This window comes from Streptomyces sp. NPDC047014, from assembly GCF_040644195.1.
Classification (GTDB): domain Bacteria; phylum Actinomycetota; class Actinomycetes; order Streptomycetales; family Streptomycetaceae; genus Streptomyces.
On record NZ_JBEYVX010000007.1, the window covers coordinates 185,081 to 211,553 of the forward strand.

The 26,473-nt window shown below is 68.2% G+C and carries 28 protein-coding genes, 4 pseudogenes and 1 CRISPR repeat array; of the genes and pseudogenes, 15 read left to right on the top strand and 17 right to left on the bottom strand.

What is annotated here, in order from left to right; genetic code table 11:
- Positions 1–30 precede the first annotated feature (30 nt).
- The 5 genes from ABZ873_RS07365 to ABZ873_RS07385 form a co-directional block, all read right to left on the bottom strand.
- Complete coding sequence (locus tag ABZ873_RS07365; RefSeq protein WP_360866584.1) at positions 31–234, bottom strand: hypothetical protein; 204 nt, start codon at positions 232–234, stop codon at positions 31–33.
- Positions 235–338: 104 nt separating this feature from the next.
- A complete protein-coding gene (locus ABZ873_RS07370; RefSeq protein WP_360866587.1) occupies positions 339–1,481 on the bottom strand; it encodes a polymorphic toxin type 44 domain-containing protein in 1,143 nt (380 codons plus the stop codon).
- Between the two features lie 30 nt (positions 1,482–1,511).
- Positions 1,512–1,955: a hypothetical protein gene (locus ABZ873_RS07375; RefSeq protein WP_360866589.1), complete on the bottom strand. Its 444-nt coding sequence runs from the start codon at positions 1,953–1,955 to the stop codon at positions 1,512–1,514.
- Positions 1,956–2,666: 711 nt separating this feature from the next.
- The gene (locus ABZ873_RS07380) at positions 2,667–2,906 is read right to left on the bottom strand and encodes a hypothetical protein (RefSeq protein ID WP_360866592.1); all 240 of its coding nucleotides are present in this window, start codon (positions 2,904–2,906) and stop codon (positions 2,667–2,669) included.
- Between the two features lie 91 nt (positions 2,907–2,997).
- The gene (locus ABZ873_RS07385; protein ID WP_360866594.1) at positions 2,998–3,180 is read right to left on the bottom strand and encodes a hypothetical protein; all 183 of its coding nucleotides are present in this window, start codon (positions 3,178–3,180) and stop codon (positions 2,998–3,000) included.
- Between ABZ873_RS07385 and ABZ873_RS07390 the strand changes: the two genes are divergently transcribed.
- From ABZ873_RS07390 to ABZ873_RS07415, 6 genes and pseudogenes are all read left to right on the top strand, one after another.
- A complete protein-coding gene (locus ABZ873_RS07390; protein WP_360866597.1) occupies positions 3,146–3,736 on the top strand; it encodes a GGDEF domain-containing protein in 591 nt (196 codons plus the stop codon). The genes ABZ873_RS07385 and ABZ873_RS07390 overlap by 35 nt on opposite strands.
- Positions 3,733–4,188: a hypothetical protein gene (locus ABZ873_RS07395; RefSeq protein ID WP_360866600.1), complete on the top strand. Its 456-nt coding sequence runs from the start codon at positions 3,733–3,735 to the stop codon at positions 4,186–4,188. The genes ABZ873_RS07390 and ABZ873_RS07395 overlap by 4 nt, the downstream gene beginning before the upstream one ends.
- A pseudogene (locus ABZ873_RS07400) lies at positions 4,185–4,427 on the top strand (WhiB family transcriptional regulator); the annotation flags it as partial. The gene ABZ873_RS07395 and the pseudogene ABZ873_RS07400, both read left to right, overlap by 4 nt.
- Before the next feature lie 149 nt (positions 4,428–4,576).
- On the top strand, positions 4,577–4,738 hold the full coding sequence (locus ABZ873_RS07405) for a hypothetical protein (protein ID WP_360866603.1): 162 nt from the start codon (positions 4,577–4,579) through the stop codon (positions 4,736–4,738).
- A 119-nt stretch (positions 4,739–4,857) separates the two neighbouring features.
- Positions 4,858–6,060, top strand: a complete 1,203-nt coding sequence (locus tag ABZ873_RS07410; protein ID WP_360866606.1) for a hypothetical protein — start codon at positions 4,858–4,860, stop codon at positions 6,058–6,060.
- A gap of 454 nt (positions 6,061–6,514) precedes the next feature.
- On the top strand, positions 6,515–7,963 hold the full coding sequence (locus ABZ873_RS07415; protein ID WP_360866609.1) for a hypothetical protein: 1,449 nt from the start codon (positions 6,515–6,517) through the stop codon (positions 7,961–7,963).
- 82 nt (positions 7,964–8,045) lie between these two features.
- Here the strand turns inward: ABZ873_RS07415 and ABZ873_RS07420 are convergent, their stop codons facing one another.
- The gene (locus ABZ873_RS07420; RefSeq protein WP_360866612.1) at positions 8,046–8,969 is read right to left on the bottom strand and encodes a hypothetical protein; all 924 of its coding nucleotides are present in this window, start codon (positions 8,967–8,969) and stop codon (positions 8,046–8,048) included.
- 471 nt (positions 8,970–9,440) lie between these two features.
- On the opposite strand from ABZ873_RS07420, the gene ABZ873_RS07425 reads away from it, so the two are divergent.
- The 3 genes and pseudogenes from ABZ873_RS07425 to ABZ873_RS07435 form a co-directional block, all read left to right on the top strand.
- Complete coding sequence (locus ABZ873_RS07425; protein ID WP_360866615.1) at positions 9,441–9,626, top strand: hypothetical protein; 186 nt, start codon at positions 9,441–9,443, stop codon at positions 9,624–9,626.
- A 386-nt stretch (positions 9,627–10,012) separates the two neighbouring features.
- Positions 10,013–10,591: a hypothetical protein gene (locus tag ABZ873_RS07430; protein WP_360866623.1), complete on the top strand. Its 579-nt coding sequence runs from the start codon at positions 10,013–10,015 to the stop codon at positions 10,589–10,591.
- Between the two features lie 327 nt (positions 10,592–10,918).
- Positions 10,919–11,163 (top strand): annotated as a pseudogene (locus tag ABZ873_RS07435) (transposase); the annotation flags it as partial.
- A 44-nt stretch (positions 11,164–11,207) separates the two neighbouring features.
- Here ABZ873_RS07435 and ABZ873_RS07440 read toward each other — a convergent pair.
- Positions 11,208–11,411: pseudogene (locus ABZ873_RS07440) on the bottom strand (hypothetical protein); the annotation flags it as partial.
- A 9-nt stretch (positions 11,412–11,420) separates the two neighbouring features.
- Between ABZ873_RS07440 and ABZ873_RS07445 the strand changes: the two are divergent.
- From ABZ873_RS07445 to ABZ873_RS07455, 3 genes are all read left to right on the top strand, one after another.
- Complete coding sequence (locus ABZ873_RS07445) at positions 11,421–12,764, top strand: hypothetical protein (RefSeq protein WP_360866626.1); 1,344 nt, start codon at positions 11,421–11,423, stop codon at positions 12,762–12,764.
- Positions 12,765–12,815: 51 nt separating this feature from the next.
- Positions 12,816–13,754 (top strand): hypothetical protein, encoded by a 939-nt coding sequence (locus tag ABZ873_RS07450; RefSeq protein WP_360866629.1) that lies wholly within the window; start codon positions 12,816–12,818, stop codon positions 13,752–13,754.
- Between the two features lie 297 nt (positions 13,755–14,051).
- Positions 14,052–14,279: a hypothetical protein gene (locus ABZ873_RS07455; protein WP_360866631.1), complete on the top strand. Its 228-nt coding sequence runs from the start codon at positions 14,052–14,054 to the stop codon at positions 14,277–14,279.
- Positions 14,280–14,358: 79 nt separating this feature from the next.
- On the opposite strand, the gene ABZ873_RS07460 is transcribed toward ABZ873_RS07455, so the two are convergent.
- On the bottom strand, positions 14,359–14,664 hold the full coding sequence (locus ABZ873_RS07460) for a hypothetical protein (RefSeq protein ID WP_360866634.1): 306 nt from the start codon (positions 14,662–14,664) through the stop codon (positions 14,359–14,361).
- Between the two features lie 491 nt (positions 14,665–15,155).
- Here ABZ873_RS07460 and ABZ873_RS07465 point away from each other — a divergent pair, with 491 nt between their 5' ends.
- On the top strand, positions 15,156–15,650 hold the full coding sequence (locus ABZ873_RS07465; protein ID WP_360866637.1) for a hypothetical protein: 495 nt from the start codon (positions 15,156–15,158) through the stop codon (positions 15,648–15,650).
- 69 nt (positions 15,651–15,719) lie between these two features.
- Here ABZ873_RS07465 and istB read toward each other — a convergent pair.
- A pseudogene (gene istB / locus ABZ873_RS07470) lies at positions 15,720–16,514 on the bottom strand (IS21-like element helper ATPase IstB).
- Positions 16,515–16,892: 378 nt separating this feature from the next.
- Between istB and ABZ873_RS07475 the strand changes: the two are divergent.
- Positions 16,893–17,354: a hypothetical protein gene (locus tag ABZ873_RS07475; RefSeq protein ID WP_360866639.1), complete on the top strand. Its 462-nt coding sequence runs from the start codon at positions 16,893–16,895 to the stop codon at positions 17,352–17,354.
- A gap of 764 nt (positions 17,355–18,118) precedes the next feature.
- Here the strand turns inward: ABZ873_RS07475 and ABZ873_RS07480 are convergent.
- Positions 18,119–18,640 carry a hypothetical protein gene (locus ABZ873_RS07480; RefSeq protein ID WP_360866642.1) on the bottom strand — a complete coding sequence of 174 codons (522 nt, stop codon included), beginning with the start codon at positions 18,638–18,640 and terminating at the stop codon, positions 18,119–18,121.
- Between the two features lie 236 nt (positions 18,641–18,876).
- Here ABZ873_RS07480 and ABZ873_RS07485 point away from each other — a divergent pair, with 236 nt between their 5' ends.
- Positions 18,877–19,032: a hypothetical protein gene (locus ABZ873_RS07485; RefSeq protein ID WP_360866645.1), complete on the top strand. Its 156-nt coding sequence runs from the start codon at positions 18,877–18,879 to the stop codon at positions 19,030–19,032.
- Between the two features lie 307 nt (positions 19,033–19,339).
- On the opposite strand, the gene ABZ873_RS07490 is transcribed toward ABZ873_RS07485, so the two are convergent.
- The 7 genes from ABZ873_RS07490 to ABZ873_RS07520 form a co-directional block, all read right to left on the bottom strand.
- Entirely contained in the window at positions 19,340–19,501 is a 162-nt protein-coding gene (locus ABZ873_RS07490) for a hypothetical protein (protein ID WP_360866648.1), read from the bottom strand.
- A 371-nt stretch (positions 19,502–19,872) separates the two neighbouring features.
- Positions 19,873–20,145 carry a hypothetical protein gene (locus ABZ873_RS07495; RefSeq protein WP_360866651.1) on the bottom strand — a complete coding sequence of 91 codons (273 nt, stop codon included), beginning with the start codon at positions 20,143–20,145 and terminating at the stop codon, positions 19,873–19,875.
- 143 nt (positions 20,146–20,288) lie between these two features.
- Positions 20,289–20,618: a CRISPR direct-repeat array (repeat unit 29 nt; unit sequence GGGACCACCCCTGCACGCGTGGGCGCCGG).
- 225 nt (positions 20,619–20,843) lie between these two features.
- Positions 20,844–22,232 carry an RNA-guided endonuclease TnpB family protein gene (locus ABZ873_RS07500; RefSeq protein ID WP_360866654.1) on the bottom strand — a complete coding sequence of 463 codons (1,389 nt, stop codon included), beginning with the start codon at positions 22,230–22,232 and terminating at the stop codon, positions 20,844–20,846.
- A 52-nt stretch (positions 22,233–22,284) separates the two neighbouring features.
- Positions 22,285–22,560 carry a hypothetical protein gene (locus tag ABZ873_RS07505; protein WP_360866657.1) on the bottom strand — a complete coding sequence of 92 codons (276 nt, stop codon included), beginning with the start codon at positions 22,558–22,560 and terminating at the stop codon, positions 22,285–22,287.
- 405 nt (positions 22,561–22,965) lie between these two features.
- Entirely contained in the window at positions 22,966–23,808 is an 843-nt protein-coding gene (locus tag ABZ873_RS07510) for an HNH endonuclease signature motif containing protein (RefSeq protein ID WP_360866660.1), read from the bottom strand.
- Positions 23,809–23,816: 8 nt separating this feature from the next.
- Positions 23,817–25,361, bottom strand: coding sequence for an AAA family ATPase (locus ABZ873_RS07515; protein ID WP_360866663.1), 1,545 nt, complete (start codon positions 25,359–25,361; stop codon positions 23,817–23,819).
- A 177-nt stretch (positions 25,362–25,538) separates the two neighbouring features.
- Positions 25,539–26,054 carry a hypothetical protein gene (locus tag ABZ873_RS07520; RefSeq protein ID WP_360866666.1) on the bottom strand — a complete coding sequence of 172 codons (516 nt, stop codon included), beginning with the start codon at positions 26,052–26,054 and terminating at the stop codon, positions 25,539–25,541.
- Positions 26,055–26,473 lie beyond the last annotated feature (419 nt).

Consider the following 26,473-nt stretch of genomic DNA (forward strand, 5'->3'; position numbering starts at 1 on the left):
CACGGCCGAGCATCCCGGGCGCTCCCGGACTCAACAGCGGTAGCCGTGGGGGATTTGGAGAAGCGCCACGAAGATCCAGAGCATGACCGCGGTGCCGACCGTGCAGCCGACGAGGGCGACGGCGAGGTTCCAACGTCCTACGTACCCGATGAGCAGCCCCCACCATGCTCCCGCGATGACGGCGAGCATGACTCCGTAGAAGATCAGCGCCAGTCCGTTCGCCGCGCCGTTCACCCCCACATCGCAAGCCCGCCACGCAGCAGCCAGAAGGACTGATCCGAGAACGCCCGTGGCCAGCCCGGCTACGGGGGCGAGCACGCAGCCCCATTGCCCGCGCGTCACTTCCGGTTCCTGACCTGCGGGACGTTCTCGCCGCGCTGCTGTGCTTGCTCCATTTGATCCATTGCGTCGTTAATTCCTTGCCGGAGCTGTTCCTCCGTCAAGTTGTCGCCGTATTTCTCGTATAGCCCGATACCGACCCGCATCGTGATCTGGTCACCCTGGTCATCATCCCCGGTGATGATTGTTTCTCCGAGGGAAGCGCCCTTGATCAGAGTATCTGCGTCGAATCCGGCGGCCCGTCCTACGTATCCGTAGTGGACGTTGGAGTAGATGTCGTAAAAGACTTCGCGGTTCGTTCCAGGCTGCTTGAAAAAATAGTCGTCGCGGTGCTTGAGGTCGTACCGCTCCTGGATCTGTGGTTTGTGATCCCAGTCCTGGCCCGGCGCTACCTTCGCGCCCCACATTGCCAGCGCTGCTGTAACGTCGCCTCCGTAATTACGCCCGAATTCATACCACTCAGGCTTGTCGAGCAGATGCCTGATCTGGCTGACGTCGTCCGACTTCGAATTCTTCTTCATCTCATCGAATATCCACTTTTCGGCATCGGTGAACTTCTGCTCGCTACGAGCCGTACCTGTGGGCGGTATGACAGGGATGGCCGCGGCGTTGAAGCCTCCGATGGTGCCGTCACTCATGTTTCCATCGACGACCACGGATTCGAGTGCCTGCTTGACGGCGATGTCGAACTCATCCACGGCCCGCACCGCTGCAGCGATGTGCGAGCTCCAGGACTCTTCAACGCCCCGGAGGTCAGGGTCATGGCGTAGAGCCCTGGCCTCTGCCGGGTCCTGGACCCGTGTGAAGTCGAACGTCGCGTGACCCGCGGCCGAGACGGCCATGCCCGCAGCGACCGCGTCGTCCCGGGCTGCTTCGACTCTTTTCTTCAGACCCACGAAGCCGGTGTGCGCGTCTCGCATGAGTTTGGCCACGGCCTTCGCCTCGGTCTGGGCGGACTGGTATTCGCGCCGGGTCGTCGAGAAGTTGGTTTGCGCGGTTCCCACGCTGATTCCGAGCCAGTTCTGCCCTTGAGTGATCTTCTGGACCGTCTCGCCGTAACGCTCCTCGACTTTTGACAGATCTGCGGCCATGGCGTCCCACTTCTCGGCGGCCGCGGTCAGAACCCCGAGGTCTGTCGTCATGACTTCCTGGTACGACAGCACGTTGTCCCCCTACAGCCCGTCCAGCTTGGATTTCGTTCCCAGCGCGCGCAGTCCGTCGCCGGTGTGCTGGTCGTTTTGCGTGAAGAGCCCTGAGGCGCCTCGCAGGGACGACTTCTCAGCCCCGAGCCGTCCCATGAGAACTCTCACCTGCTGTTCCCACGCTTCCGCCACCTTCTTCAGGCCGGAGGACGTCTCCCAGCCGCCGAAGGTCGTGGCCGCCGCAGTGGTGCTCTCCTTCGCCCCACCTGCTGCCTTGTTGGTGTTCGGCTCCAGCTCGGTCTCGATGGTGTTCGCTGCTGTCCTCTTCTCCGAAGGCGTCGAGCCGAACGTGCCTCCGCCTCCCGGAGTCAGCGGACCGGCGGGTGAACCCTCTACGCCGTTCAGCCTCATTTCCGTGCCGTTCTCCCCCTCGGGCACATCCAACCCCTCCCCTGGTCGACTGACTTTGATCATAGACAGGAAGCTTTAGCCCTTCGGGTGTCCGTCCCCTGTCCGTCCCCCCAAGTTGGCCTGCGGACGCCCTTGTGCTGCGAACCAGAAGTTCTGAGACGGGGCATGAAAGGAGGTCAGGTGCTCGTCGATCCGTGCGGCCGCCACAGCCGCAGAGGCCCCGAGCCCCTTGATCACGACGTCTTAAGGCGTACGCCGTCCGGGGCCAGCGGGGCCTCCAGCGCACGCAGCCGCTGCTCGGGCCGCCCGTTACGAACCGAGCAGCCGCCCCGCGCCGCCTCCGCGTTCGCCAGGTTCCTGGGTAGCGAGCTCGGCTTCCAGAGCAGCGATCGTCTGCTCGGCCCGCCGCTGCTGCCAGGCCAGCCACGCCGCCCCGGTCTGCCAGCTCTCCAGCCGCGCCGTCAGCTCGCCTACCGCGACCGCTCTCCGCCTCCGGCTGAACTACGAACCCGCCGCCGGTGAGCCGCACCATGACCTCCCGGTCGCCGTCCGGCGCGTACTGGGCGGCCCGCCACAGCCGGCCCGGATCCCCATCGCCCCAGTGCGGGTGATCGCCGATCCGGCCAGAGAGCCGCTGCAGCTCCGCCCTCAACTCGACCACGCCCCCGCCCGGCCGTCGCGCGAGCCGGTTGTAGAGCCGGATCCAGGCATGCTGGAGGGCGATCAGGTCCGAAGGGAAGCGGTTGGGGGGTCTCGGACCGCCCGGGTCGCCGCTCACGCCGCGGTCGTCCACCCGCGGACACGGGCCTGCCGGCACAACTCCACCCTGCCCGCGCTAGAGCGGCCCGACTCCGTCCAGTACGGGTGCCCGTACAGCCGGCCAGAGAACACGACCAGGCGCCGCCGGCGCATTGCAGTGCCCGCCCCGGCCCGGGTACGGGCGAGCGCGTCGTAGGTACGGAGCCACGCGGCCTGCAGCGCCACCAGGTCGTCGGGGAAACGGAACGATTCCATCCACCCAGCAAAACAGGTGCTCGATTATGGAAGCGAGCGGCGCTTCCCGGCGCCGCGATGACGCGGTCTGCTCCAGACGGGCCTTCGTCGCCTAGGCCATCGATTCCGGGCACACGGTGAGCCGGCCGGAGTCCGGGTCGTACGCCACGGCGGCGACGTGCCCGTCGAGCTCGGGGGCGATGGCCGCCCACTGCTCCCGCAGGGAAGCGCCGGCGGCCGGGAGGTCCCAGGCCCGCTCGGTGACCAGTGCGCCGATCGCCGCGCCCAGTCCCATCGGCTCGGACAAGGACCCGCTGACCGGCCTGCTGCGCCGCAACGCCTACACCGCCCGCGCCCGCCGGCTCCTGGCCCGCCGCGACGACCTGGCCGTGGTCATGGTCGACGCCGACCACTTCAAGGCCGTGAACGACATGATGGGACACCCGGCCGGAGACGCCGTCCTCGCCGCGTTCGGCGCCCGACTCACCGCGTGGGCGGGCCCGCGCGCGTTCGTCGGCCGCCTCGGAGTCGACGAGTTCGCCGTCGTCGTCCAGATGACCGCCGCGCACCTGGAGCAGCGTCTCGCGCAGCTGGTCCGGATGCTGCACACCCCCGTCGTCCTCGAGGACGGCCGCACCGTCGACGTCGCCGCCTCGGTCGGCGCCGCGAGCACCAGCGTCCTCGCCACCCGCGACCTGACCGTGTTGCAGCGCGCCGCCGACGCCGCGATGTACGCGGGCAAGCACACCGGCTGCGCCGTGCTCGCCGACCGCTCGCACGCCACGGTGCCCTCCATCAACGGCCGCCGCGCCGGACGGCCGGGCACCAACCCCCTGGGGCGGGCGGCATGAGCGACACCACCGCCGACCCGGGCACCTGGATCCGGGGCATCACGATCCGCCAGCCCTGGACGACCTGCATCCTCGCCGGGAAGGATGTGGAGAACCGACCGGCCGCCTGGTCCTGGCGCGGCCTGGTGCTGCTCCACGCCGGGCAGGCCACCGAGCGGGCCCCGATGCGCGACCCGCTGGTCGCCACCGCCATCCGCGGCCGCACGCTGCCCACCCGGGCCGTCATCGGCGTCGCCCGCCTCACCGACTGCCACCAGGACGCCGACGACACCGCCCTCTGCTCGCGCTGGGCGCAGGCCGGCGCGTTCCACCTGGTCCTCGCCGACGTGCAGGAACTCGCGCTGCCGATCCCGTGGCTGCACGGCCAGCTCGGACCGTGGCGCCCGCCGCGCGACCTCGTGGACCAGGTCCTCCTCCAGCTCCCCCACCTCGCTCCGGAGGGCACCTCATGAGCGGCAACCGCACCGGCATCCCGCAGCAGCCGACGTTCATCGCGGCCGACGACCGGATCCCCTTCCCCCAGACCGACCAAGCCCTGCGCTGCCGTACGAGCCCGGCCCTGTTCGCGATCGAGGAGATCCGCAACACCGACAAAGACCCGCGCGCCCGCGAGAGGGCGCTCGTCCAGGTCAAGCACGCCTGCTCCGGCTACCCGATCGTCAACGGCTGCCTGAAGTGGGCCCTGGCTAACCCCGCTCTGACCGCGCACGGCGTGTGGGCGGCGACCACCGCCCGCGACCGTACGCAACTGCGCAAGGACCTCGTGGCCAGGCTCGGTGAGGAATGGGTCGGCGTGGTGGCCGAACAGGACCGGCTCCACAGGGAACGGGCGCGCGCGTCGTGCCGCCGACCTCCCGCGAACTGGCCCTCGCCCGCGTGGAGCTGGAGTCCATCCCCACCCGGCCTGAGCCGTACAACCGCTGGAAGGAACCCATCACCCCGGCGCAGGCGGCGTCCAACCTGCGCGTGCTGGCGCTGGCCGTCAGCGGCAAGACCGCGTGATGTTCACCGACTGAACCGAGGCCCTCGAAGCCGAATCGCTCCCCCTGGACCCGAACCCCGCGCAGCAGCTCGCCGCCGCGGCCCGGGTCACTGCCCGCAGCTCCAGCGACAAGGACGACATGGCGTTGCTCCTGGACGTCCTCGGGCTGCCCACCGACACCCTCACCGCCCTGCTCCCCCTCCTCCCGGAAACCGGAGACGCACCCATGACGAACACCCCCGCCGCCCCGACCCTGTCCGCGCACGAGGCCATGGCGATCTCCATGCACAACAACGGCTACAGCGAGGAGGCCATCCGCGAGGCCACCGGCCTGACCGAGACCGAGCTCAGCGACCTCATCGCCGACCGCGTCCTCGGGCTGCCCCGCCCGGCCGCCACCTCCCCGGTCATCGACGTCCCGGTCATCGCGCTGCCCCTCACCAACGCCGTGCAGAAGCTGCTCGACTGGGCGGCCGCGCACCCGGCCGCCGGAGTCCGCAGCCGCGCCGCCCGCATCACCGCCGACCTCGCCGAGCTGTCCGAACGCCGCGACAGCGAGGCCGCGCAGCGCGAGGCGGAGGAGAAGGTCGCCAAGGCGCGGGCCGAACTCGAGAAGGCGCAGGAGGATCTGCGCAGCGTGAAGGCCAGCACCCGCACCACAACCGTGGCCGCCGCGCCCACCCCGATCCGTGCGGCCGCAGGCAGCGGTCACACCCGCGAGGAGCTCGCCGCCATCAGGACGTGGGCCCGCGCCAACGACCATCAGATCGCCGACCAGGGCATGGGCCCAAGCGGATCCTGGAGGCGTACGACGCCGCGCACCAGGCGCCGGTCCGGAAGGCAGGCTGACCGTGGCCGACGACGCGATAGCCCTGGACGGCTTCCTCGGCGAGGAGACCGTGCCCGGCGACCTGCACGGGTCGACGGCGCGGTTCCGCCTCACCATCTCCCCGACGGACGAGCGCACGGACGAGATGATCCTGCCCTGCAGCGTCGCGACCCGGCCATGGCGCGCACGGTCATCCACGACCTGGTCCCCGGCGACAAGCTCCGCGTCACCGGCTACCTCCGACTCCCTCGTACGCCGGACGAGCCGATGTGGCTGGTCGTCAGCGCGCTCACCGTGCTGGAGACCGCACCGCAGCGGTCCGACCCGGCCGCCCTCTCCACGGCTGTCATCGAGCGGTACGGACCGTACGTCTGCTGGTTCGACGCCGAGGACTCCGGTGAGATCCCGGTGTGGACCGAAGCGGGAGTCTGGGTCGGCACCGCCGGCGACCCGGACGCGCTGAGCGAGCTGATCGCAGTGTTCGAGCAGCGCCAGGCCGCCGGCGGCGAGTGACCCGGCCGTGCCCATCCGTCCCGAGAACCTTCACCGCTACCCGCGCGACTGGCCCCAGATCAGCGCGCGGATCCAGTTCCAGCGAGCCCGCGGCCGCTGCGAGTGCACGGGCCACTGCGGCCTGACGCCCCCCCCCGGCGGCCGCTGCCCCGCCGTCCACGAGGAGATCCACCCGGACACTGGGCCTGTGGTCGGCCTCACCACCGCCCACCTCAACCACACCCCCGAAGACGTGCGAGATGCCGGTACAGCGGGATGTTCCAAGATGCGGAATGCCCAGTGCTGCACCGGCTTTACCAGGTCCCCACACTGCCCGCCGGTGTCCGCACGTCGACGGCGCGGACGATCCCGTCCTGCTTGGCGATGTCTCAACGTCCCTGTTCGGCAGACATGTCAGAGCCGGGGACTAGGGTCGCCTCCCGCCCGAGTGGCCAGTCATCGAGGGGGAGTCAGCATGTACGTGCGCAAGTGGTCCAGGTACACGGAGGATGAGAAGCAGAGGCTGGGGCGGGGCCTTGAAACGGTTCTCAGGGAGGGGGGTGCTCCGGATGCGGAGGCGTTTCTCGCCAGGGGCGACGGTGGTGTAGTCATTGAGATTTCTGCTCCGCCATACCAGGGAGACCTGGACCGGTACGGTCGCGCGCCCATCGATGTCCGGAACTCCTGGGCCGCCGACGCAGCGCGAGGGATCCGGCTTCTGGCCGAGCGGGTTGGCATCGACCTGACCTGTCATGGTGAGCACACCAACTACGGCAATCGGCCCACCTTCTCCTCAGGCCCTCACTCCGGGTTTGTGCACATCACGGTCCCGTGGACAGACGTCGATCACATGTTAGCCGCACTTGCGGGTGTGGCGCCGCTTATTCCAGCAGCGGTGCCGCAGCCAGACCCAGCTGAGGTTGAGGGGTGCGCGAATGAAGTCGGCGAATCGGCTGAGGTGATCGCCTGTATGGAGGCTGTCACTGCTGCAGGAATCGCCCTGACACACGCCGTAACCGCTCTGCGCACAGCCGCGCGTGACGCAGGGGTAGAAACGTACGCCGCTTCGCAGCACCGCTTGAGGGGCGTCCACGCGGCCGTTCCGAATAACGCTGACCATCGAATTCCCGGCGCCAATATCTACGATCCGTTCTGGGACGACCCTGTCGGCAGATACCTCATCCAGGTCAACTACCACCTGGCTGGCCTGCGAGGTATCGAGACGTCGAGGCTCCAGGGCGTCGTCGATGCGAGTGGGAAGAATGACCAACACCAGGATGGCGAGTACACGCTGAACGCGGCCCACATCGCCGAGGCGATCGTGCGGTTCGAGCCAGGCATCGACTACGACCGCTTTCGCGTCTACATGCAGGTTATGCGTGTGCGTGCGACTGAGCGGAACTATGCAGAAGCACGTGAACCCTCCCTTCGGTTTGAGCGTGAGGCAGCTGAGTGCGCCAAGCGCGAGGCTTCCCTGCAGAAGCAGATGGAAGCCCGGCAGGTTGCGGTCCGGGCACGGGAAGCGCGCGCCGCCGCTGCTGCCGAGCGGAAGGCCAGGGCGGCTCAAGCTCGGGCCGCCAAACCAAAAGATGTCTTCGATGTCGTTACAGGCACAGACCGGGTGACCGGCAAACCCGGGGTCAAGTTCGGCATCAGCAATGGGGACGGAGAGACCCGGCTGTCGCGGCACGCCCGCGACGGCTACAACACGCGACACCGGCTCTTCATCGGTCTTCCCGAGGGGACCGCCCTAGAGGCGGAGAAGGGGATGCTGGCGCGCCTCAAGAGCGCAGGCTATCGGCCGCTGCACGGGCGGGAGTATTACCCCCAGGCTGCCCTTGTACTGATTCTGGACTCGCTGGATGGTGACCTGACCCCTGCTGCCGAAGCCGTGGACAAGGAAATCAAGGCATTGACCAGCTGATCGCGCCCACCTGCGGTATACGGACCTCAAACGGGACGCCGCTTAGCCGGAAGTGCTCAGGAGCTGTTGGAAAGCCCGGCTATCAGAAGTTGTGGAATGGTCCTCCATCCCATGAAGATCCACGGACTTCACTTGGCTCCCAGTCCGCGAAGAAGTCGGTTGGTGACTCATCCAGCTTGACCTCCTCCGCAAGCCCCTCCAGCTCTTCAAGTTCCTCGTGCTCGACACGCAGGTCGCAGGCTGGGCAGGTGAAGACAAACGGGGTGAACATGACCGCCCACTCATCCTCGTCAACGTGCGTGTCACCACTAAGCCAGCCCTGCGAGTCGCATGCCGGGCAGGTGGCGGGCTCGTCGTGTTCGATGTAGCCGGGAGGGGAGACTCGTGCAATCGTGCCGAGGACGAGCTCGCGTTCCTTCTGGGGCAAGTGGCCGTAACGTTCAGAGAAGACATCCTTGGCCCGAGCAAGTTTGCTCTCCAGCCGGACACGGACAGCTTCCACATTCTCTTCGAGAAGCCGGTCGTGCAGGGACTCGTAGCGGCCCCAGTAGGAAGTGTCGATCTTGAGTTCGACGAGCAAGGGGTCGATCAGCCGGAGACACGTGGTGAAGACGGCATTGACCTCTGACCGGTCGTACATGCCGCTGTGTGCGACGCCGTTACGAGCATTGGCTAGCGGTCCAAGCACCCGCTGATCGACCGGCATCTTCTTCCGCAGGATCTTCTGCGCTCGGGCATGGGCTTCGGCCAAGCCGATGGTCTTGACCTGCTCCGCGGGAACCGAAGCGTGTGCCCCGTGACCCGTCGCGTGCAGCAAGGAGTTGAAATCCTTGCCCTCGACTACGAGGGCCGGGTGGAGGCTGGCCAGGTATGACTTGAGGAGATGCTCGGCAGCGATCCCGGCGTGGTGGACCGCCAGGTCATGGGACGACGGGCCTTCGGCGAGCGCTGCGAAGGCCGCGATCATCCATTTGCGCGAAGAGAGCTTGAGTCGTTCAGAGTCCATGGCCAGGACACTAGGCGGCTGGAGCAAACCCATGGTCGGAATTTCGGTGGCGCTCAGTAGTGCCACCGGCGACATGCCCGCTTCTGCACCAGCGCCGAGCAGGTCGAGGTCTCAACGGCAGCCGTTCTCGCAGTCCGGACCGTGTTCGGGCAGGAGAACCAGGCCGCGGGGTCGAGAACCTGCTCGCCGCCTGCCAGCTCTGCCACCTCCGCATCGTCCACGGACACCACCGGGTCGCCTGCTCCCTCACCCTCGCCGCCCGCACGGCCGCCGCCGGACAGCTCGGACTCCACCCCGAGACCGAGCTCACCCGCATCGAGCCACCCACCCCGCCGCGCCCCAACCGGGGCCGCACCCCGGCGGCCGCGCTCCACCAGCTGCCCCTTCCAGCTCCCGACCAGGAGACGAAGCCCATGGCCCGCATCAGCGTGAAGATCACCCCGCTCCACCCGGACGGCACCGAATGCACCCATGCGCAGCCCCGCCGGCAAGCCCTGCGACGCAGACTCCGGCTGCGCCGGCCGCCGCAACCACACCGTGGTCTGCAGCGCCTGCAGCCAGGTCGGCGAGTCCCACGGCCTCCGCGTCCTCGCCGAACCGGCGCTGAGTGCGCACAGCGACAGCCACAAGGCTGCTCTCGTCCCGGCAACCCGCTGACCCCCACCCTCCCGGCATCGACCTGAGCGCGTGAGCATACGCAGTGGCCCCGCCATCCGGACGTCGATCCGGGCGGCAGGGGCCGTTTTCTGCGTTTCCGGAGTGGCCAGCTCCTGAGTAGTTTTACGGCCATAAAACTTGCTGCGCTGGGACTGCCCCATACGGCGGCCAGCGCCATGTCCGCTGCGGCGGGGACACTACGGCCGTCGGACGCGGCGGCCACCCGGACTTGACTTGGATCAGCCGTGTATCGGGTTCTAGCACACGGCCACGGCCGCCCGGTCCCGCCCTGCAGACGCGCGGGAGAACACGGCTCAGCATGCGTATTGCCGGGGTCACCAAGGGTAGGTAGCGGCGGACCGCCGTCCGGACCCGCGAGGAGACCGATGCTGCCCAAGCTGCACACCACCCGGACCCGCCAGTACCTGAAGAACCGCCTCAATGTCACCCCCGGAACTGAGGCGGGCAAACTATCTGCCGAGCACGTCGCTGCCATCGCCGCGTACGAGGCCGCCGACACGAGGGCCTTCGACGACACAACCCACCTGCTCCGCCTGATGGACCTGCTGCCCCTTCCCGGCGAGGAAGGTGGGGAAGGCACGAGGTTCTGGATGTCCTTCTCCAGCGTCGGCGGTGAGCACGGCGCCGCGTTCCTTCCGGCCAATGCCCGGGGCAACGTCCTTGACGCGCTCGGAGGGAACGGCAACCCACTGGCCATGCGCTGGCTCTACGTCCTGGGCAATATGACCGGACCCGAACGCACCGCGACGGCGGACCTCATCGGGCAGGCCCTGGCCAGGCGTATGCACTTGCACACCGACCGCGACCCCTACCTCGGCAGGCTCTGGCTGGATGACACCGAAGCGACCTCGTGGCGGATTACGGCGCGCAGTGTCGAGGACCCCGATTTCCGCGACGACGAGGAACGGCAGCAACAGTTTGCCCGGGCCTGGCGCAATGCCTGACCCACCCCGGCACGACCGGTTCCTGGGACGGTTGGCTTAGCTGAACCAGGGACCGCCGCCCCGAGCATCAACGCCCGGGTGTTGGGCGGCGCGGTCCACCTGCGAAACTCCGCACCATGACAACGACTGTGCAGCCCCCGTACTTCTGGGAGGGCGAAGGGCCGTACTTCATCGCGTTGCCGCAGCGGAAGTTCTGCTGCAGGAGCACGGCGAAGGGCTGGGCCTCGGGAGCCGCAGGGAAGCGGTCGCGATCCACGAGGCCGGGCACGCCGTGACGGCGTTCCTCCTAGAGCGTGTCTCTTTGATCGGTTGGTCAGTTGATCGGATATGCCTGTCCGGTTAGTGATCACTGATGCGATGTGGGACCAGATCGAGCCGCTGATGCCAGCCGATCCGGTCCGCGGCCGACGATGGGCTGATCACCGCCGAACCCGGGAAGCCATCGCGTGGAAGTACCGCACCTGCTCTCCCTGGCGGGACCTGCCGGACGAGCTCGGCTCGTTCCAGACCGCTCCAAACGCCTGATCAGGTGGGCCGTGGACGGAACCTGGGAACGCATCCTCGCGGCAGTCGCCCACACCCGCTCCAGACACTTCATCACCGCCGTGACGGTGTCCTCGTCCAAGCCGGTGATGTTCAGCACCACCAGACCTGGTCCCGCGATGTGTCGCTCTTTGATCTGCTCCATGCTCTCCCCGACGACGCGCCCGTGGTTTCGGTTCGCCAGTAGCAGCCCGATCACTCGAACGAGCCTTGACGCAGATTCGGCGCCGGGGCCGGCGGCGAAAACCGGGAGCCGAGTGTCGGTGCGGCACGTCATCCTGAGCACATGAACGAGGTGAGCGAACAGGGCAGCACGCGCGATGGGTCCGACGTGACGGCAGCGGAGGCACGGCCTGCCCAGAGTGTCATGGTGAACTCGTTGTTGGCGGACATCTTCCGTGACTTTGACCCGCTCTCGACCCTTCGCGCCCAGATCGCAGCATCGAGCGCGGCACTCGGGCCGCAGAAGAACCTGGGGCGCCTTTTCGCTGAGGCTGCCGGCACCGTGAGCGTTCTTCCTCAACTGGAGCGAAGCCTGGGCGCGCTCGGGGGCTTGGCCAGCGCGCAAGACGCGATCCGTCAGCTGGTCGACTCGGGCAGCATGCCCGGGACGGTGGCTAGTTTCCAGAAGAGCATCGCCGCGTTGCCGAAACCCGCGCCGCTCCCGTTCGAGCTGCCCAAGAGCGTTCTGGACAGCATCAACCGAAGCCAGGCAGAGCGGAACCGTGCCTTCGCCGCCGCAGTGGCCAAAGCCCTGGGCCCGACGTTCGCACGCCCGCTGTTCCCCGATCACCTCCGGGCATGCCTCGTCCAGATGCAGCCGGTGCTGCTCGGCTTGTCAGGTCTGTTCGACTCAGCCCCATGGCGGACCGTACTGGCGGATATCGGCGAGCGGAACCGCCTGCTGCTGGCTTCCGGGCTCCTCGAGACCTTCAGCAAGGTCGGCGCCAGCATCAAGGACCTGCTGCCGGAGAACCTGCAGGCACTGCGTACCGCGGAGTGGGCGAGGCTCTTCGCCATCTGCGAGGAGGACGGTATCTGCCTGATCTGGGCACCGCGCACGGAACACATCGAATGTCTGCTCGGACTGTCCGGCCGAACCGAGCGCCAGCAGTACCTCGTGGAACACCGCTCGGAGATCGTCGACGACGTGCTGGCCAGCCTCGATGCTGTCGATCATCCCGAGCTATTCGACCTCCTGGAGCTAGCGCGGGACGCCGCAGACGCCGTGCGGGGCAGCCACTACCGACCGGCTCAAGCCCTGCTCGGGAACATCCTTGACACTGCGATGACCAGGCACGGCCACACGTGGCTGCGGGCTACGTTCCCCTGGGCCCAGTTCACGAGTCGTAGGAAAGGCCCCGGCAGTAACACCGTGCTCACGGAGGCCCGGGCCGCGCTGCCTGCATGGGGCGAACTGCAGATGCTACTGGTGGTCCCCGCCTTGATGGTGAGCGGCATGATGAAGGCGTTCTCCAAGACAGATCGAGAGCAGACGTTCAACCGGCACCTCTCCGCACATGAGGCGTCGACCGTCGCGTATCGGATCGAGTTCGCCCTGTCCTCGCTTCTGATCGTGCAGGCCCTTCTACGACAGATCGACCAACACCTGTACGCCGAAGAGCGATGACACGGGCAAGCATCCCGCGATATTTCCATGTATTCGAAGGGGAGACGGGGTATGGCGTCCATCCCGAACGACGTAGCAATAGCGGACATGAGGCGGGACGGTGATGCGGAGCCCCAGGAGCCCTATCCGGGCGGCGCTCGTGCGCCTTGGAAGTGCCGGTGCAACAGGTGCAAGAAGATCATCTACCCGAACCGAAACAACGTGAAGAGCGGTCAAGGTGCCTGCAAGTACTGCGCGCCGAACGCGCCGGTCGACCCCGGCGTAGCCGCAGCGGTGATGCTCGAACACGGTTTCCGCGCTCTGTTGGACTTTCCTGGCACGGGAAAACCCTGGCTGTCACTGTGCACGGCCGCAGGTCACCTGGTTTCTCCGCGCTATGACAACGTGACCGGTCGGGAGGGCGGTTGCCGGTTCTGTAAGCGGTACGGACCTGGAGATCCGGAAGAAGCCGTGCGCGACATGGAGGCGGCCGGCTTCAGGACCCTGGAGCCGTTCACCAACGTTCGCTCCCGATGGGAATCGCTATGCGACCGCTGCGGAAAGATCTCGTGGCCCAGGCTCAACAACGTGCGCACCCGTGGCGCCTGTTGCTCGCACTGTGCAAGGTACGGCCTGGACCCGGGGGCGGCAGCAAGGCTCTATGTGCTGGAACATCTTTCGTACGGCGCGGTAAAGATCGGCATCACTGGATTAAAGACCCGCGAGGACCGGGTGGCCCGGTTTTGTGGCATGGGCTGGACAGTTGTGGATACCCGCCCCTTCGAGACCGGGGAGGCTGCCTACAAGGTTGAGCAGGCGGTGATCGGTGTGCTTCGAGGTGAGGGGCTGAGGTCCTTCCTCAAGGCTGAACAGATGCCGACTGGTGGGTGGACGGAAACATTTGACGCGACTCTCGTCAGCGCGAGCCGGTTGTGGGGGCTTACGCAGGCCGAGTCGGACGGCTTAAGGATCCGTCTCTGCACTGTGCGACGGCGCCTCATTGAGTGCTGAGGTTGTCGGCGCTGATGGCGGCTACGGCGTACGCGGCGAAGGTGCGGTCAGGGCGGGGCGGGGCGATCGACGCTGAGGTAAGAGGCGATGGCGGTGACGGACTCCTTCGCGTCGCGGCGTGGGGTTGTCCGGGTCTTGACGTGAGGACTGCCGGAGAGCGATGACATTCGCGTCCGGCCCGGGGCCGCTTCCCGCTCGGCGGGCACCCGAGAAGAAAGTTCGGCCCTGCTCCCGCCTGGCGAGACGTCCCGCTGATCCCCCTTTCGTTGCAGGTCAGAGCCGTGTGACGTGGTCACCATGACGGTGGATATCAGGGTCGTGCGGGCCGGTCAGATGTACCGCTACTACCTGCGCGAGACCGTCGTCGGCGACGGCCGTCGCCCGGCGCGCACGCCGCTGCGCGAGGCCCAGGAGCAGGCTGGGGTCCCGGCCGGGCGCTGGATGGGCCGGGGCCTTGCCGTGCTCGGACTCGCGCCGGGTGCGGCGGTCACCGAGGCGCAGCTGCGGAACCTGGCGGTGCCGTAGATCTCCGGTGTGCTGGGGATGGTGACCTCCTTCAATCAGGGGGGCATGGTCACGAGTCCTGGTGCTCTGGAATCCGTCTTTAGCGCGCCGGGGTCTCCTCCGTCGGCTGCGTACCCCAGGGAAGAGCCCCCCAGGCATCTGACAGGATCGGGTTGATCACGGTTCGGTCCCCGGCCAGGGAACGCAGAGACCACCCGTCGGGCGGAGGCTGCTTGATGTGGGCGAGGATTCCGACCTCCAGGCCGGGGCCGGTCGCGACGACCGCGTCCTCAAGCTCGCTGCACGAGGCGACCACCGTGGGCACGTCCGTGGCCGGCAGCTCGGCGCGGAACCAGGGCGTGTTGACCAGGTGGTACGGCTCCAGGGTCACCACGATCCCGAACATCGGCCGGTTGCCGGGCAGGTGCGCGAGCCGCGGGTGCCGCTTTCGGATCAGGTCGGCCGTGGTGGGGATCTGCTTCCCGATGGCCTTGCCCAGCTTCTGATTGAGCTCCTTCTCAAAGGTCTGCTGCGGTCCCAGCCGGAGGTCGGCGTTCGGCCGGAAGGCTTGGCCTCCACCAGCAGGATCAGACCGGGAAGGACCACGATCCAGTCGGTGGTCTTCTCCCCGCTCTTCCCGTAGACGATCTCCGAGTAGACCTCGGCGTTCGGGAGGAGACGGAGGTTCCGGCCCACGTACTGCTCGAACAGCTCGCCCAGGTCCCGCGTGAAGGCCAGGAAGGTCTTGTCCTGGTCGTTCTGGCTACGTAGGTCAGAACGAGGAACGTATGTAGGTGGGTTTCGCGAACGTTCTGTCCTCGGCGGTGGGTGGGATGTTGGCGAGTTCTGGGAACGACTCAGAGGCAAGCTCGCGGTCGATGTGCTCCGTGAGGTGGAATGGTGGACCTGGCGTCGCGGGCAGTATTAGAACTGGGGTGCGTGGTGGGGGCGATACTCAAGGGCATGGGCCGCGTTCGGTGGCAGGAGCTGACGCACGCGTATGGATCGGCGGAAGAGGTCCCGGGCAGGCTGTCACGGGTGGCGTGGGGCGATGCACTGACCAGCGCTTCGGCGTTGAGTGATCTTGGGCTGTGGCTTGGGGAACTGTCCGTCTTCGACGCCACTGCCGAGGCGGTTCCGTTCCTGTGGGATCTCGCAGTGACTGACTCTGTCGCCAGCCGCTCCGGTGTGATCCACCTGCTCCAGACGATCCTCGAACAGGCCAATCCTCCTCGGCTCGACGTTCAATACGCAGCCCACCAGGCCGTGCTCGACGGCAGAGGCATGGCAGACAGGTTGGCCAGTGACAGGGATCCCGCCGTGAAGGCAGCGGGCCAGGACTTGGTGGCCGCGATCGACAACCATGTGTGTGAGGCTTGCCGTCCTGCCTGATCACCGGCCTGTTGTTGCTGACCCGGCGACCATCCACCACACGGGGGAATGCGGCGCCAGCGCCCTTCGTCAGCTGACGCTCTGTTGTTCGGCCCGAGCCCGGGTGGTGGCCAGGCGGTATGAGTCAGTGCCGGTTTCGATGATGTTGCCGCCGAAGGTGAGTCGGTCGACGATGGACGCGCAGAGCCGGGGGTCGGTGAATGCCTTGGTCCAGCCGGAGAAGGACTCGTTCGAGGCGATCGCCACGCTGTTCTTCTCCTCCCGCTCGGTCAGGACCTGGAAGAGGAGTTCGGCGCCGCGGCGGTCGAGTTCCATGTAGCCGAGTTCGTCGATGCAGAGGAGATCGACGCGGCCGTAGCGGGCGATTGTTTTGGTCAGCTGCTTCTAGTCGGCGGCCTCGACGAGTTCGTTGACCAGCTTCGTCGCCAGGACGTACTTCACCCGGTAGCCGGCCATCGCGGCCTCGGTGCCGAGTGCGATCAGCAGGTGGGACTTGCCGGTGCCTGAGTCCCCGATGAGGCCGAGGGGCAGCCCCTTCTTGATCCACTCGCACTTGGCGAGCGTATGGATCATGGCCGCGTCGATGTTGGGGTTCGCGTCGAAGTCGAACTTGCGGAGCGACTTGTCGCGGGGGAAACCGGCGGCCTTGATGCGGCGTTCGGAACGGCGCCGAGCTCGCTCGTCGCACTTCGCGAGGAGGAGTTCGGCGAGGAAGCCGAGGTAGGACATCTGCTCGCGTTCGGCGGTCTCGGCCACCTCGGAGAACTGGGACCGGATGGTGGGCAGGCGGAGCATGCGGCAGGCATGGTTAACGCCTGTGGTGGCGGCGTGCTCGGTGAGCCCTCGCTGGCGGGGAACGGACACGGTGATCTCCTCTATTACGGGGTGGGCCGCCGGGTGGGCGGAGTCGCAGGAGCTGGTCGTAGTGGGCGACAGATGGCAGAGGCCGTTTGTCGGGTAGCAGCTGGGCCCGGACGGCCGCGGGCAGCGGCGTGCTGCCGTGCTGGCCGCCGGAGGCGGATGCCGGCGTCTCTTCGGGCTCGGTGTCGGCATCCGCTGCCTTGCGTGCTTCCAGGGCAACGGCATCTGGCGTGAGGGCCCCGCTCTGCAGGGCGGCGGCGAGGCCCGTCACGAGGTGTTCCTGTCCGGCCACGGCCGGCAGTTCACCGTTCCGCAGCCCGGCCGCCGGACCCCGGCCGCCGACCAGCTCTTCTACACCGCCGGCTTCGCCGAGCCCGCGCCGTGGTGGATCGCCAGCGTCGACGGCAAGCCGCCGAGGGAGTCGTCCCGCTACGAGCGCGGGCCCTCGTCGCCAGCCTCGCCGTACGCAAGGCGATCCGTGCCGCCCGCACCCCGCCCGCCGCCGGTCCGGACGACGCACCGGCCACGACCGCGAACGCCGCGCACGCGGAAGCCCTGCACGATCAGGCGTCAGAGGCGTCCCACGCGGTCGACCACCCGGGCCGAGGCGGCGCGCTCACCGCGGCGCAGAGGGCCGCCACCGTCCATGCCCATCAGCAGGCCGCGATGCCTGAGCCGTACCTGGAGGGCCGCACGACCGACCCGGCCACATGGCTGCGCACCCCGGAGAACCTGGAACGGCTCGCCGCCCTCACCCGCGCGGCCAACGCCCGCCGCCGCGCCCTTGAGGACGGGCAGGCCCCGGCCGCCGGAGCAGCCAGCCCGGTCGACCAGCACCGCTAGGAGCACGAGCAGCACCGCCAGCAGCCCGGCCAGGGCCAGGGCCGGGGACTCCAGCCGTGACACCGCGGACCGTCCGGCGGGACAGCCCACGAAGTCACCGTGGCAGGCGCCGGGACGTGACCGGTCGCCGGCCTCCGAAGCGATGGGGGAGCGGGGAGAGTGCGGGGGACCGCTCCCCCCACCTCTCACCGGAGCAGCGCGAGCGCCTGGCGCAGATCGCCGACGCAGTCCGCCTGCGGGCAGCGCTGTACCCGCCGCCGGAGCCTGTCCGGCGCAGCTCCCGCTCACGGGAGTTCCCTGGCGGCCGGCCGAACCAGTGGCGCGCCGGGCGGAGCCGCCGGGGGTGAGCAGACCCTGCCCGAGGCCCTGGACAACCTTGACGGCGACCGCCTGTATGCCGCGCAGCGGAAGGAGGCCCGAGACCGGCGGCCGGAGCGGGAGACAGCGGAGCGGGAGGCGAAGCGTCCGGTGTGCACGCGGTGCGGGGCGAAGTTCACCGACGACCGTTGGAGGGGGACCGAGCGGTTCTCGTGGTCTGGGCGGTGGGACGAGCAGTGCGGGGCGCGCGGAGGCGTCCGTCGCTCGTGCGGAGGCGGAGCGGGCGGCGCAGCGCCAGGCGGAGGACGTCGCGGCCGGTACGGCGGCCGAAGCGGAGGTGTCGAAGGCCCGGGGTCTGTTCAGGCGTCGCGGATAGCTGCGCGGATTCGGGGAGTCTAGGCAAGCCGTCCAGGAGGGCGGCTTGCCCAGTAGGAGGACGGCTGGGATCAGGAGCCGAGCGCGGGCGGGCTGCTGTGGTGGCGCAGCCGGGGCCACAAGGGGTGCTCGGCGAGGGCGTCGAGAAGGATCGCGGCCACCGACCGGTCGACGGTCCGGGTGCGCTTGACCTCGTCGATCACGAAGGGCATTCCCCAGGTCCACAGCTCGCGGGCGGCCCAGTTCAGCCGTCGGCTGATGAGACCCAGGGCTGTGAGGGCCGGCTTGCCGGTCAGCTCCGGGGAGACGTACTCCGCGATGACCTGTCCCCTGACCCCGGGCGGGCCCGGCTCCGCGCACACCCGCCACACCACGTCCAGCTCCTCCACCGTGTGCAGCGAATTCACCCAGGACCGCAGCATCTCCTCCGTCCACGCCGGGTGGTCGTACCGGCTGGGCGGCTTCCACACCACGTCCTCCGGCAGCACCTCCGGCCGGACGCCCGACTCGGGCTGCGGCTTCCCGTAGGCCGCGCGCACGGTACGGATCGCGTCCTCGTACGAATCGGTCTCGGTGTCGATCGTGAACTTCAACGCCCACCCCTCAAGCTCAGCGCACTGTGCTCCGAGGCTATCCGGCGCGCACTGCCGCAACGGGGTGTACCGGGGGAGTGGGCAAGCCCAAGGGGACCCTGGGTAAGCCTTCGGCTGGTGGCTTGCCCACCCTGGCCGGAGCACGCCGGGCGGGCGGCGTCGGCCACGGCCCCGCGGCCCACCACGCTCTCCACACGGAGGTGGCCTTCCGACTCCGGGTGGGAACAGATCTCCGCATGCCCGCGACGTTCGAGATGTCCGGCCCCGGATGGCGCGACGGCTACGCCGAGGCCGCCAAGGATGTCGCCGGCCTCAACAGCTGCGCGACCTGGAAGTCCGCAGAGTCCAGCGCAGACGCGTTCATCAGACCTCTTCTCGGGGAGGCGCTCTAAGGAACCTGGCATCCGGACAAGAACGACTGGGCGCGAGAGGATCGAAGGCACCGCGCGAGCAGTGATCACCGTCGATGGTGAGCGGTTCGTCGCAGCGCCACGATGCCAAAGGCCCGGAGGCCCTCACCTTCCGGTGGCGTCGGTCGCGCTGCCACACGCGTGCTGCCGGCACGCGTGTGGCATGGTTGAGGTGACACATTTAAGTAGACAGTGCTGCTACGGCGGTGCCCCCGCCGCGGGAACGGCGAGGGCACCTCTTGCCGCACTGGGCGGCGTCCCCGGCTACGTAGGAAAGCCGGGGGCGTCGTCACATCCGGAAGAGGAACTCCCGGACCGTGCGCCCCACCCAGTACACGGTGACCGTCACCGGTACCGTCCACAGTCGGAACCGCCGGGCGATTCTCCGCCGCCGCGTCTCCCGCCGCTTCCGGTCTTCCTCCGACGAGGTGACCTTCTGCTTCTCTTCCATGCTGCTCCCGATACGGGGAACCCGGAGCATCCGGGACCCGGTCGACCAGGGCCCCTGAAGGGTCCCCGGGAGCTTCTGGGAAGGTCCGCTAGGAGAACGCTACGCCGTGGCGGGCGGTAGCCCCAAAAGGCATGCTGTGACTCAGGTCACTGCACAAGTTCATGATCTCCTCGCAGGGTCTCTGACGTGCAGTTATGAATTTCAAGGCCCGTAATGGAAGCATCGCTTGGACATGGAAGACGGCGTCCGCCGAGGCCCGGGAGCGCACAACTCACCATCGATTCCCCTCCTTGAGCAGCCGGTTACCACCGTTCCGGTACAAGGACAGGGCCGCCACCGACTGGTGACGGCCCTGTCCTTGTGGATCGGAGCTATGCGTTGGTGTCGTTCTTCGAAATGCGCTGGGAGTGCGCCGCGATGCCCCCGGCGACGTACAGCTCCCGCTTGTAGCCCTCGCGGATCTCCTCCGCGATCGGCAGCGACGTGATCGCTTCCGTGAGCGTGTACTCGTCGGCGTGCGCGGTCGTCGGGCGAGGACGGCGAAGGCAAGGGACGCCGCGGCAATACCGCGGCACAGGTTGGTGATCATGGTCTGGTGATAGCGGGCAGACCATCACCTTCCGCTTCGACTGCTGGGCACTCACCCTGCTGGCGGAACACGTTCACCGCAGAATCGATCATGCGCACGCGGGACCCATGCTGCCGCTGGGCGGCCTGCGTCATGCCAGGGACCGCCCGTACAGGCACGGGCGCCGAACCCCGGCCACCTATAGCAATGGTCGGACGCGGGACCACCCCAACTACGGTGCGCCGGTTCGCGACGTCCCTGAATGGGGATCATGAAGGGACCACCCCTGCACGCGCGGGCGCCGGCGGCCGGGCCGTCCCTTCTGGGAGAACCGGGTGGGACCACCCCTGCACGCGTGGGCGCCGGTCAGCACGGCAGGCACGTGGGACCCGGAGTGCGGGACCACCCCTGCACGCGTGGGCGCCGGGACATCAAGGTCCTGGCCGAGTCGGCCGCCATGGGACCACCCCTGCACGCGTGGGCGCCGGATCGCCGCGTCCTCCCCGAACTCCACGTACGCGGGACCACCCCTGCACGCGTGGGCGCCGGGCTTGTTGAGCTGCTGGTTTGCGAGTGGTGGGCCCTGTTTTTGATGGGTTCCGCCGATTCCGGCATTGCACGCACTGTGGATATGTGGGGTGGCTGAGGGCTTTCCCCTCAGATTGGCCCTGGTGAGGGCCTTCCCGCTTCGTTCTGCCGGGTGGGCGGCGGTGAGGCCGCCCGGTGTGGCAGTCCACGGGCGTTACAGCCCCTCTTCCAGGGGACTGGTCCAGGTCACTGGACGGGTACGGCGTGATTCTTGATGTTGCGGGCCGCGTTGGTGTCGCGGTCGAGGACCATTGTGCAGCTTTGGCAGTGGAATGTGCGGTCTTTCAGTGTTTGTGTCGTGTTGGTCCATCCGCATGCGGAGCAGGTGCGGGAGGACGGGAAGAAGGTGGGGACGCGGGCGATCTGGACGCCGTGCCAGCGGGCCTTGTACTCGATCTGGCGGTTGAGTTCGCGGAAGGAGGCGTCGAGGATTGCCCGGTTGAGGCCGGCTTTCGCGCGGACGTTGCGGCCGGGCCGGTCGAGGGTGCCTTTGGCGGAGCGGGTCATGCCCTTGGTGTTGAGGGTCTCCAACGCGATCTCGCTGTACTGCTGGACGAGCCGCTTGGAGATCAGGTGCAGGCCGGTGACGCGGCGGGCGGCGAGCTGTGCCTGGAGCTTGGCCACGCGGGCCTTGGCCTCCTGGAAGCCCTTGGACTGCTGCCGGGAGCCCTTGATGTGGCGGCGGGCCATCTGGCGCTGCGCCCGGGCGAGTTTGCGCGCGGTGCCGTCGTGGTGGCGGGGATTGCCGATCACGGTGGCCGCGGGCGTGCCGGGGTCCAGGTGGAGGGGGTCGGTGAGGGCGAGGAGGCTTTTCACGCCGAGGTCGACGCCGACCCGGCCGGCCTGGCGCTGCCGGCGGGCGGGCTGGTCGGGAATCTCCTGGTCGACGGTGCACAGGACCGACGCGTACCAGCGGTGTCCGGTTCTGGCGACGGTGACGGAAGTGATCACCGCCTTCCCGGTGTCGATGAGAGCGATGAGGCGGGACGCGCGCTGGTGGAGCCGGACGGTGAACGCGGGCTGACCGACCCCGCCGGCGATCCGCAGGCGGCGATGCTCGGTGAAGCGGATGTCGGGCTTCTTGGTGGTGTGGACCAGGCGGAAGGACTCCCGGCAGCGGCCCTTGGCCTTGAACCGGGGCAGCCCCACCCGCTCGCCCGCCCGGCGGCCCGCGGCCGAGTCCAGGTAGTTCTTCCAGGCGGTCGCGGCGTCCTCGAACGCGGTGTAGTAGGCGCGGTTGTTGACCCTCTCCCACCACCGGTACGGATCGGAGCGTTCCGCCCCTTCACGCAGCGGTCCGATGAACCCCTGCCCGCGGGTCTCGCGCCAGAATGCCTGGGACCGGTCACGGCGGGGCATCGTCACCCGGGGTGCCATCTTGGTCGCCTCGGCCTTGTCCATGCCGGTGGCGATCAGGACGTTCCGGCCGCGGTGCCAGGCATGGTGATGGGCGAGCATGTAGGCGTGGGCGAAGTTGAAGGCGCAGCGGGAGGCGTTCGCGTAGCGCTGGAGGATCTCGATCTGGGCCGGGGTGGGGTCCAGGGCGAAGCGGAAGGCGCGTTTGATCTCGGTCACGGTGATGACGTCCTCTTCGGCAGGCGGGAGCGGTCAGGGTTGAGGGTGCTGATCAGAGTCCGGGGTGGAAGCCCGTGATCGTGTAGGGGGCGCCGTCGTAGCGCGCGGTCAGGCTGAGGACCCAACGGCTCCCGGTGTCGTCCACAACGATCAGGCGGGGGTCCGTACCGGCCATCGGCCGGTACAGGGCCATACGCACGGGCACCGGGCACTGGCCACCGAACGCGCTGCGGGCGAGGAACCGCGCATCGGTGACCAGCCGGCCCGCCAGAGGCCCGGCCCGGTGGTAGCGGGCGGCAACCTGCCGCAGTACCCCGCCCAGCTCCATGCCCAGGCTCCTGTGCTCGGCAGCGCCCATGGGGCCACGCCCCCGGCGCGGTGAACCGGGAGCCGGCTCGGCGCGGGCGATGGCCGAGGGCGGTGTGCTGGGCTCTGCGGGGCCGCCGCAGCGCCACGGACGGGGCACCGACGACGAGCCGGTCCGGGAGGGTGCGGCGGCTTGGTGGGGCGGTGGTTCAGACATGGTGGTGAACGTACGGAGGCCCGCTGACAGGCTGTCCGCTGTCCGGCAGACACCTATCCCTCTCCAGGGTGGGAGAAGTCCCCTGTCCGGCGGCAGGTCCGGCGCGGCGTACGGCGCCATCGGGAGGACGTCACCGACGCCGAGGACCGCGGCGTTAGGGGCCGGCCCCCCATGCGGTGCCGCGCCCTGGAGAGCCCACCGACTGCGGTCTCAGGCGGTGTGGGTGGCCGAGGGGCCGTGGCAGTACGCGTCGTCGGCGGAGAGGGTCACGTACGTGACGCCTTCGATGCTGTTGGCGTCGGCGGCGAACCGGGTCTCGCTTTCCCCTAGGAGGTAGTTGCGCACGACGTTCGCACCGCCGCGGACCCGGAGTCTCGTCACCATCTGGTTGACGTCGGTGATCGTGCGATTCGCGTGCTGCGCGTAGCGCGTGCCGAGATTGAGGAGCGTGAACTGGCGGGTGACCCGGGAGACGAGGGTGGGGTCCCAGCTGTCGGGTGGGGCGACAAAGAACTCCAGCCGAACCCCGATGGGCGTCCAAACCGTTCGGGCGTGCAGCCACCGGGTGTGGGATATCCGGTCCAGGTAGGGGTGCAGGAGAGCGTCCTCGGCGGACTGCGGCTTGGTGTCCCCCTTGATCAGATTGCAGTACGCACACGCCGGCACCAGGTTCAGCGGATCGACGCATAGCGCGGGGAAGACGCTCTTGGGCATGACGTGGTCAAGCTGCGTCACGGCGCCCACCCAGCACAGCGGGCATCGCTCGTCGACGGGGGCGGCCATCAGAGCGTCGCGGATTCTCTTACCTGCGACCGTCTGCATGCCGTTCTCGTAGGCCCAGTCCACGAAGTCCTTCGTGCAGATCCCCTCGACGGTGAATTCGTCCCCTTCCAGGCCGTGCAGGGTTCCGTCTGCCGCGGCTCGGCGCAGCGCCTGGCCGGCCTTCCGCACCGCTGCCCCCGCACCGACCAGCAACTCGCGGCGTGCCATGTCTCGGCTCGTTCCCACGCAGGCCAGATAGGTACGGGTCGGCTCCAGCAGCGGAATCTTCAAGGGCCACATCACGGCCGCTCGTATCTCTCGGCCAGCAGCACGTGCACCAGGCCCTTGGCCTCACTGCCGAGCTGGCCCGAGAAGTAGGCGAGGACGTCCTCGTATGTGTCGAACTGGGCGACCGCGTTGGTGACCTCTGCGTAGAACCCTGACTGCATCACCTCCAACCCGAAGACCTCGTGGGTCAACACGCCCACGCCCTCGCCATACGTCTCGATGAGTGGTCGCTCCGCACGGATGGACTCGCCCCGCCGGATCAGTTTGTAGACACAGGAACGAGGCACCGTCTGGAGGACCACGGGCGAGTGAGTGGCCATGACCGCGACGCCGTTGCGTTCGGTGAGCAGATCTGACAACGCCTGGACGAAGGACGCCAGCAGCGGAGGATGCAGGTGCGTCTCCGGCTCGTCCACCAGAACCAGAGACTGCTCAGCCACCCGGTTCACGAGCTCCGTCATGGTCAGCACCACAATGGCATGCCCCGAACTCAACCCAGCGAAGGCATCGATCAGACGCTCCAGGTCAGAGGCCCTGATCTTCGAGCCGACAGCCATGCCTCGGGCGTAGACCGCCATCGCCGAATCAGCGAACTGAGGGTCCCGGCCGAGGGTCAACATCGCGATGAGCCACGACCTGAAGTGGGCCGACGCGCCCACTTGATGAAGGGCTTTGTGGAAGTCCGACCTCAGCCGTTCATGCTGTGAGGCATCGAGCCCGCCGGTGCGCTGCGTCGAGGGGTGGAGGCCGACATAAGTGTAGTCCGCCGTGCCGGGAGGGAGCGGAGCACCAGGGCGGGCAAGGCTTTCGACGGTCGTGAACGGGTCGAATGCGCTGAAGGTCACCGCGACCACGTTGACGAACGGTTCACCCACCTGAGAGGTGGAAGTGGGGCCCATCGTCACGTGCCCGTACCGCGTATGGAGATCCGGACGCACGACTGCGTTGGCAAGCCGTCGCAGCAGGGTGGTTTTGCCCACGCCGTTGCGGCCGACCACGACATGAACGTTGCTGGACGGCCGGGACTCGGGGATGACATCGAACCGCATGGTGCTGTCGGCGTCCTGGCCGGGAGCGAGATAGCTGAACCGGTACTCGCTCAGGCGCAGCCCTCCGTTCGCGATGCGGTGGAACTGCACCCGTACCGTCTGCTCTTCCACGCCTCGCAGTAGCGACCTACGCGTCACATCATGGCGCAGCGCGGCGTCGAAATGGGTTGGGGAGAGAGCTACGTCGCCGAGTCCTTCGAGGATCATGAGGCGTCGGACGGTGCCGAGTTTCCTGATTTTGTCGTAGTAGAGATCGCTCTGGCCGAGTGAGAAGATTTCGCCGGATGGGAGAGCATCGTAGACGCCGGGCCGGAGAGGGCTGGGACCGGGCTCCTGCCCGGCGACGGCCACCCTGACATAGCCGAGGTTCAACAGGCTGGCGGGGGTGCGGTGCCAGAGGGTGAAGCTGGTGTGATAGCCGAAATCGTTCCAGCCGTCGGGCTCCAGGATGACGGCTTCAGGACCCGTGTGCACGGGTTGACCGTGGGGCTGAATGATGAACTGCACAACTTCCCCCTCGGCGCGGGAGCATCGGCGCGGCATATCCAGGAGCGGTCCCGCCCACCCCAATCCTATGCCGCGGTCTTGAACTTTCGGTTCCCGATTGCTGCACACCGGCCAACGGGACCAGGGGAACCGTCGCGGGGCGGGAAGTCAATGATCTCGGTCGTGGGAGAGCCGCTGCTACAGCCCGCGCAGGAGGGATCCGGGCCGGCCGTGCTCGTTCGCGAACCACTGCGCTACGTCCTCCACAGGGTCGTTCACGGGACGGTCGGCGAAGGTCTTGTCGTAGGCCGTCCGACCGGCACCGTCGACGTACTTCGGAGGCTCAGGAGGCAGTAGGTCGGCGCGAAGCCAGCGCACGACTACGGGCTCGATGGTGATCGGCAGCCGAATCGGGAGGCTGAGGCCGCCGGTTCGCTGGACCGTGAGGGGCAGCGCGTGAGTCGCGCGGTTGCGTATCCACCGCGCTCCCCGCATCACGTCTCCGGTCGCCTTCCCCCGGACGCTCTTGTAGCCGCCGTCGGAGGTCAGCTGCTCGTCGAGAACGCACGCCCAGTAGATGGTCTCAGCGGCGGGGATCGCGACGGCGTGCGCGCTGTTGCCATGGGCGGAGAGGCACTCGCCCAGCCGGGCTCGGGCCTGATGGAAGCCGTCGAAGGCAAGCCGCAGGAGGCCCGTTGCAGGGGGTGTCGTCATCACGCCACGGTAGCGAGAACCAGGACACGGCGAGAGGTCATTTTGTGCCCGCCCGTCGCCGCTCTGTACGCGACGGCGGCAGCGGTTTCCGCCAGCGTCTTTCGTAGCGTGCGGGTTCGCGTGGCGAGAGGACTGCCGCCCTCTCGCGCTCTCCCGCATCCTCCCGCCGTCGTGGTGAAGGTGGCCCCGGAGCGTCGGCGGGGTTCTGGTGTGGCGGGGGTTCGACCAGTGGGTGGTCGTCGCTTCGTGTGGGTGGTGGGTGGGGTGTGGGGTGGGGTGGTGGGTGTGGTGGCCGGCGTGCGGCGCGGCGCGGCGCGGGGCGGCGCGGTGGGGCGCGGGGCGGCCGCGGACATAGGGACCCGGCGGGCCGGTCCCGTCTTCCTCGGACCGGCCCCGCCTCGTCGCGGTGCCGGTCCGCC

What these genes read in the sequence shown, in the direction of transcription:
- ABZ873_RS07490 (WP_360866648.1), bottom strand. Translation starts at nt 19,501, where the DNA reads ATGGAAGAGAAGCAGAAGGTCACCTCGTCGGAGGAAGACCGGAAGCGG.
- ABZ873_RS07520 (WP_360866666.1), bottom strand. Translation starts at nt 26,054, where the DNA reads ATGACGACACCCCCTGCAACGGGCCTCCTGCGGCTTGCCTTCGACGGC.
- ABZ873_RS07395 (WP_360866600.1), top strand. Translation starts at nt 3,733, where the DNA reads ATGAGCGACACCACCGCCGACCCGGGCACCTGGATCCGGGGCATCACG.
- ABZ873_RS07465 (WP_360866637.1), top strand. Translation starts at nt 15,156, where the DNA reads ATGGTGGACCTGGCGTCGCGGGCAGTATTAGAACTGGGGTGCGTGGTG.
- ABZ873_RS07415 (WP_360866609.1), top strand. Translation starts at nt 6,515, where the DNA reads ATGTACGTGCGCAAGTGGTCCAGGTACACGGAGGATGAGAAGCAGAGG.
- ABZ873_RS07380 (WP_360866592.1), bottom strand. Translation starts at nt 2,906, where the DNA reads ATGGAATCGTTCCGTTTCCCCGACGACCTGGTGGCGCTGCAGGCCGCG.
- ABZ873_RS07430 (WP_360866623.1), top strand. Translation starts at nt 10,013, where the DNA reads ATGCTGCCCAAGCTGCACACCACCCGGACCCGCCAGTACCTGAAGAAC.
- ABZ873_RS07450 (WP_360866629.1), top strand. Translation starts at nt 12,816, where the DNA reads ATGGCGTCCATCCCGAACGACGTAGCAATAGCGGACATGAGGCGGGAC.
- ABZ873_RS07375 (WP_360866589.1), bottom strand. Translation starts at nt 1,955, where the DNA reads ATGATCAAAGTCAGTCGACCAGGGGAGGGGTTGGATGTGCCCGAGGGG.
- ABZ873_RS07455 (WP_360866631.1), top strand. Translation starts at nt 14,052, where the DNA reads ATGACGGTGGATATCAGGGTCGTGCGGGCCGGTCAGATGTACCGCTAC.
- ABZ873_RS07410 (WP_360866606.1), top strand. Translation starts at nt 4,858, where the DNA reads ATGGCGTTGCTCCTGGACGTCCTCGGGCTGCCCACCGACACCCTCACC.
- ABZ873_RS07485 (WP_360866645.1), top strand. Translation starts at nt 18,877, where the DNA reads ATGCCCGCGACGTTCGAGATGTCCGGCCCCGGATGGCGCGACGGCTAC.
- ABZ873_RS07370 (WP_360866587.1), bottom strand. Translation starts at nt 1,481, where the DNA reads ATGACGACAGACCTCGGGGTTCTGACCGCGGCCGCCGAGAAGTGGGAC.
- ABZ873_RS07420 (WP_360866612.1), bottom strand. Translation starts at nt 8,969, where the DNA reads ATGGACTCTGAACGACTCAAGCTCTCTTCGCGCAAATGGATGATCGCG.
- ABZ873_RS07385 (WP_360866594.1), bottom strand. Translation starts at nt 3,180, where the DNA reads ATGGGACTGGGCGCGGCGATCGGCGCACTGGTCACCGAGCGGGCCTGG.
- ABZ873_RS07505 (WP_360866657.1), bottom strand. Translation starts at nt 22,560, where the DNA reads ATGGAGCTGGGCGGGGTACTGCGGCAGGTTGCCGCCCGCTACCACCGG.
- ABZ873_RS07425 (WP_360866615.1), top strand. Translation starts at nt 9,441, where the DNA reads ATGCGCAGCCCCGCCGGCAAGCCCTGCGACGCAGACTCCGGCTGCGCC.
- ABZ873_RS07445 (WP_360866626.1), top strand. Translation starts at nt 11,421, where the DNA reads ATGAACGAGGTGAGCGAACAGGGCAGCACGCGCGATGGGTCCGACGTG.
- ABZ873_RS07460 (WP_360866634.1), bottom strand. Translation starts at nt 14,664, where the DNA reads ATGTTCGGGATCGTGGTGACCCTGGAGCCGTACCACCTGGTCAACACG.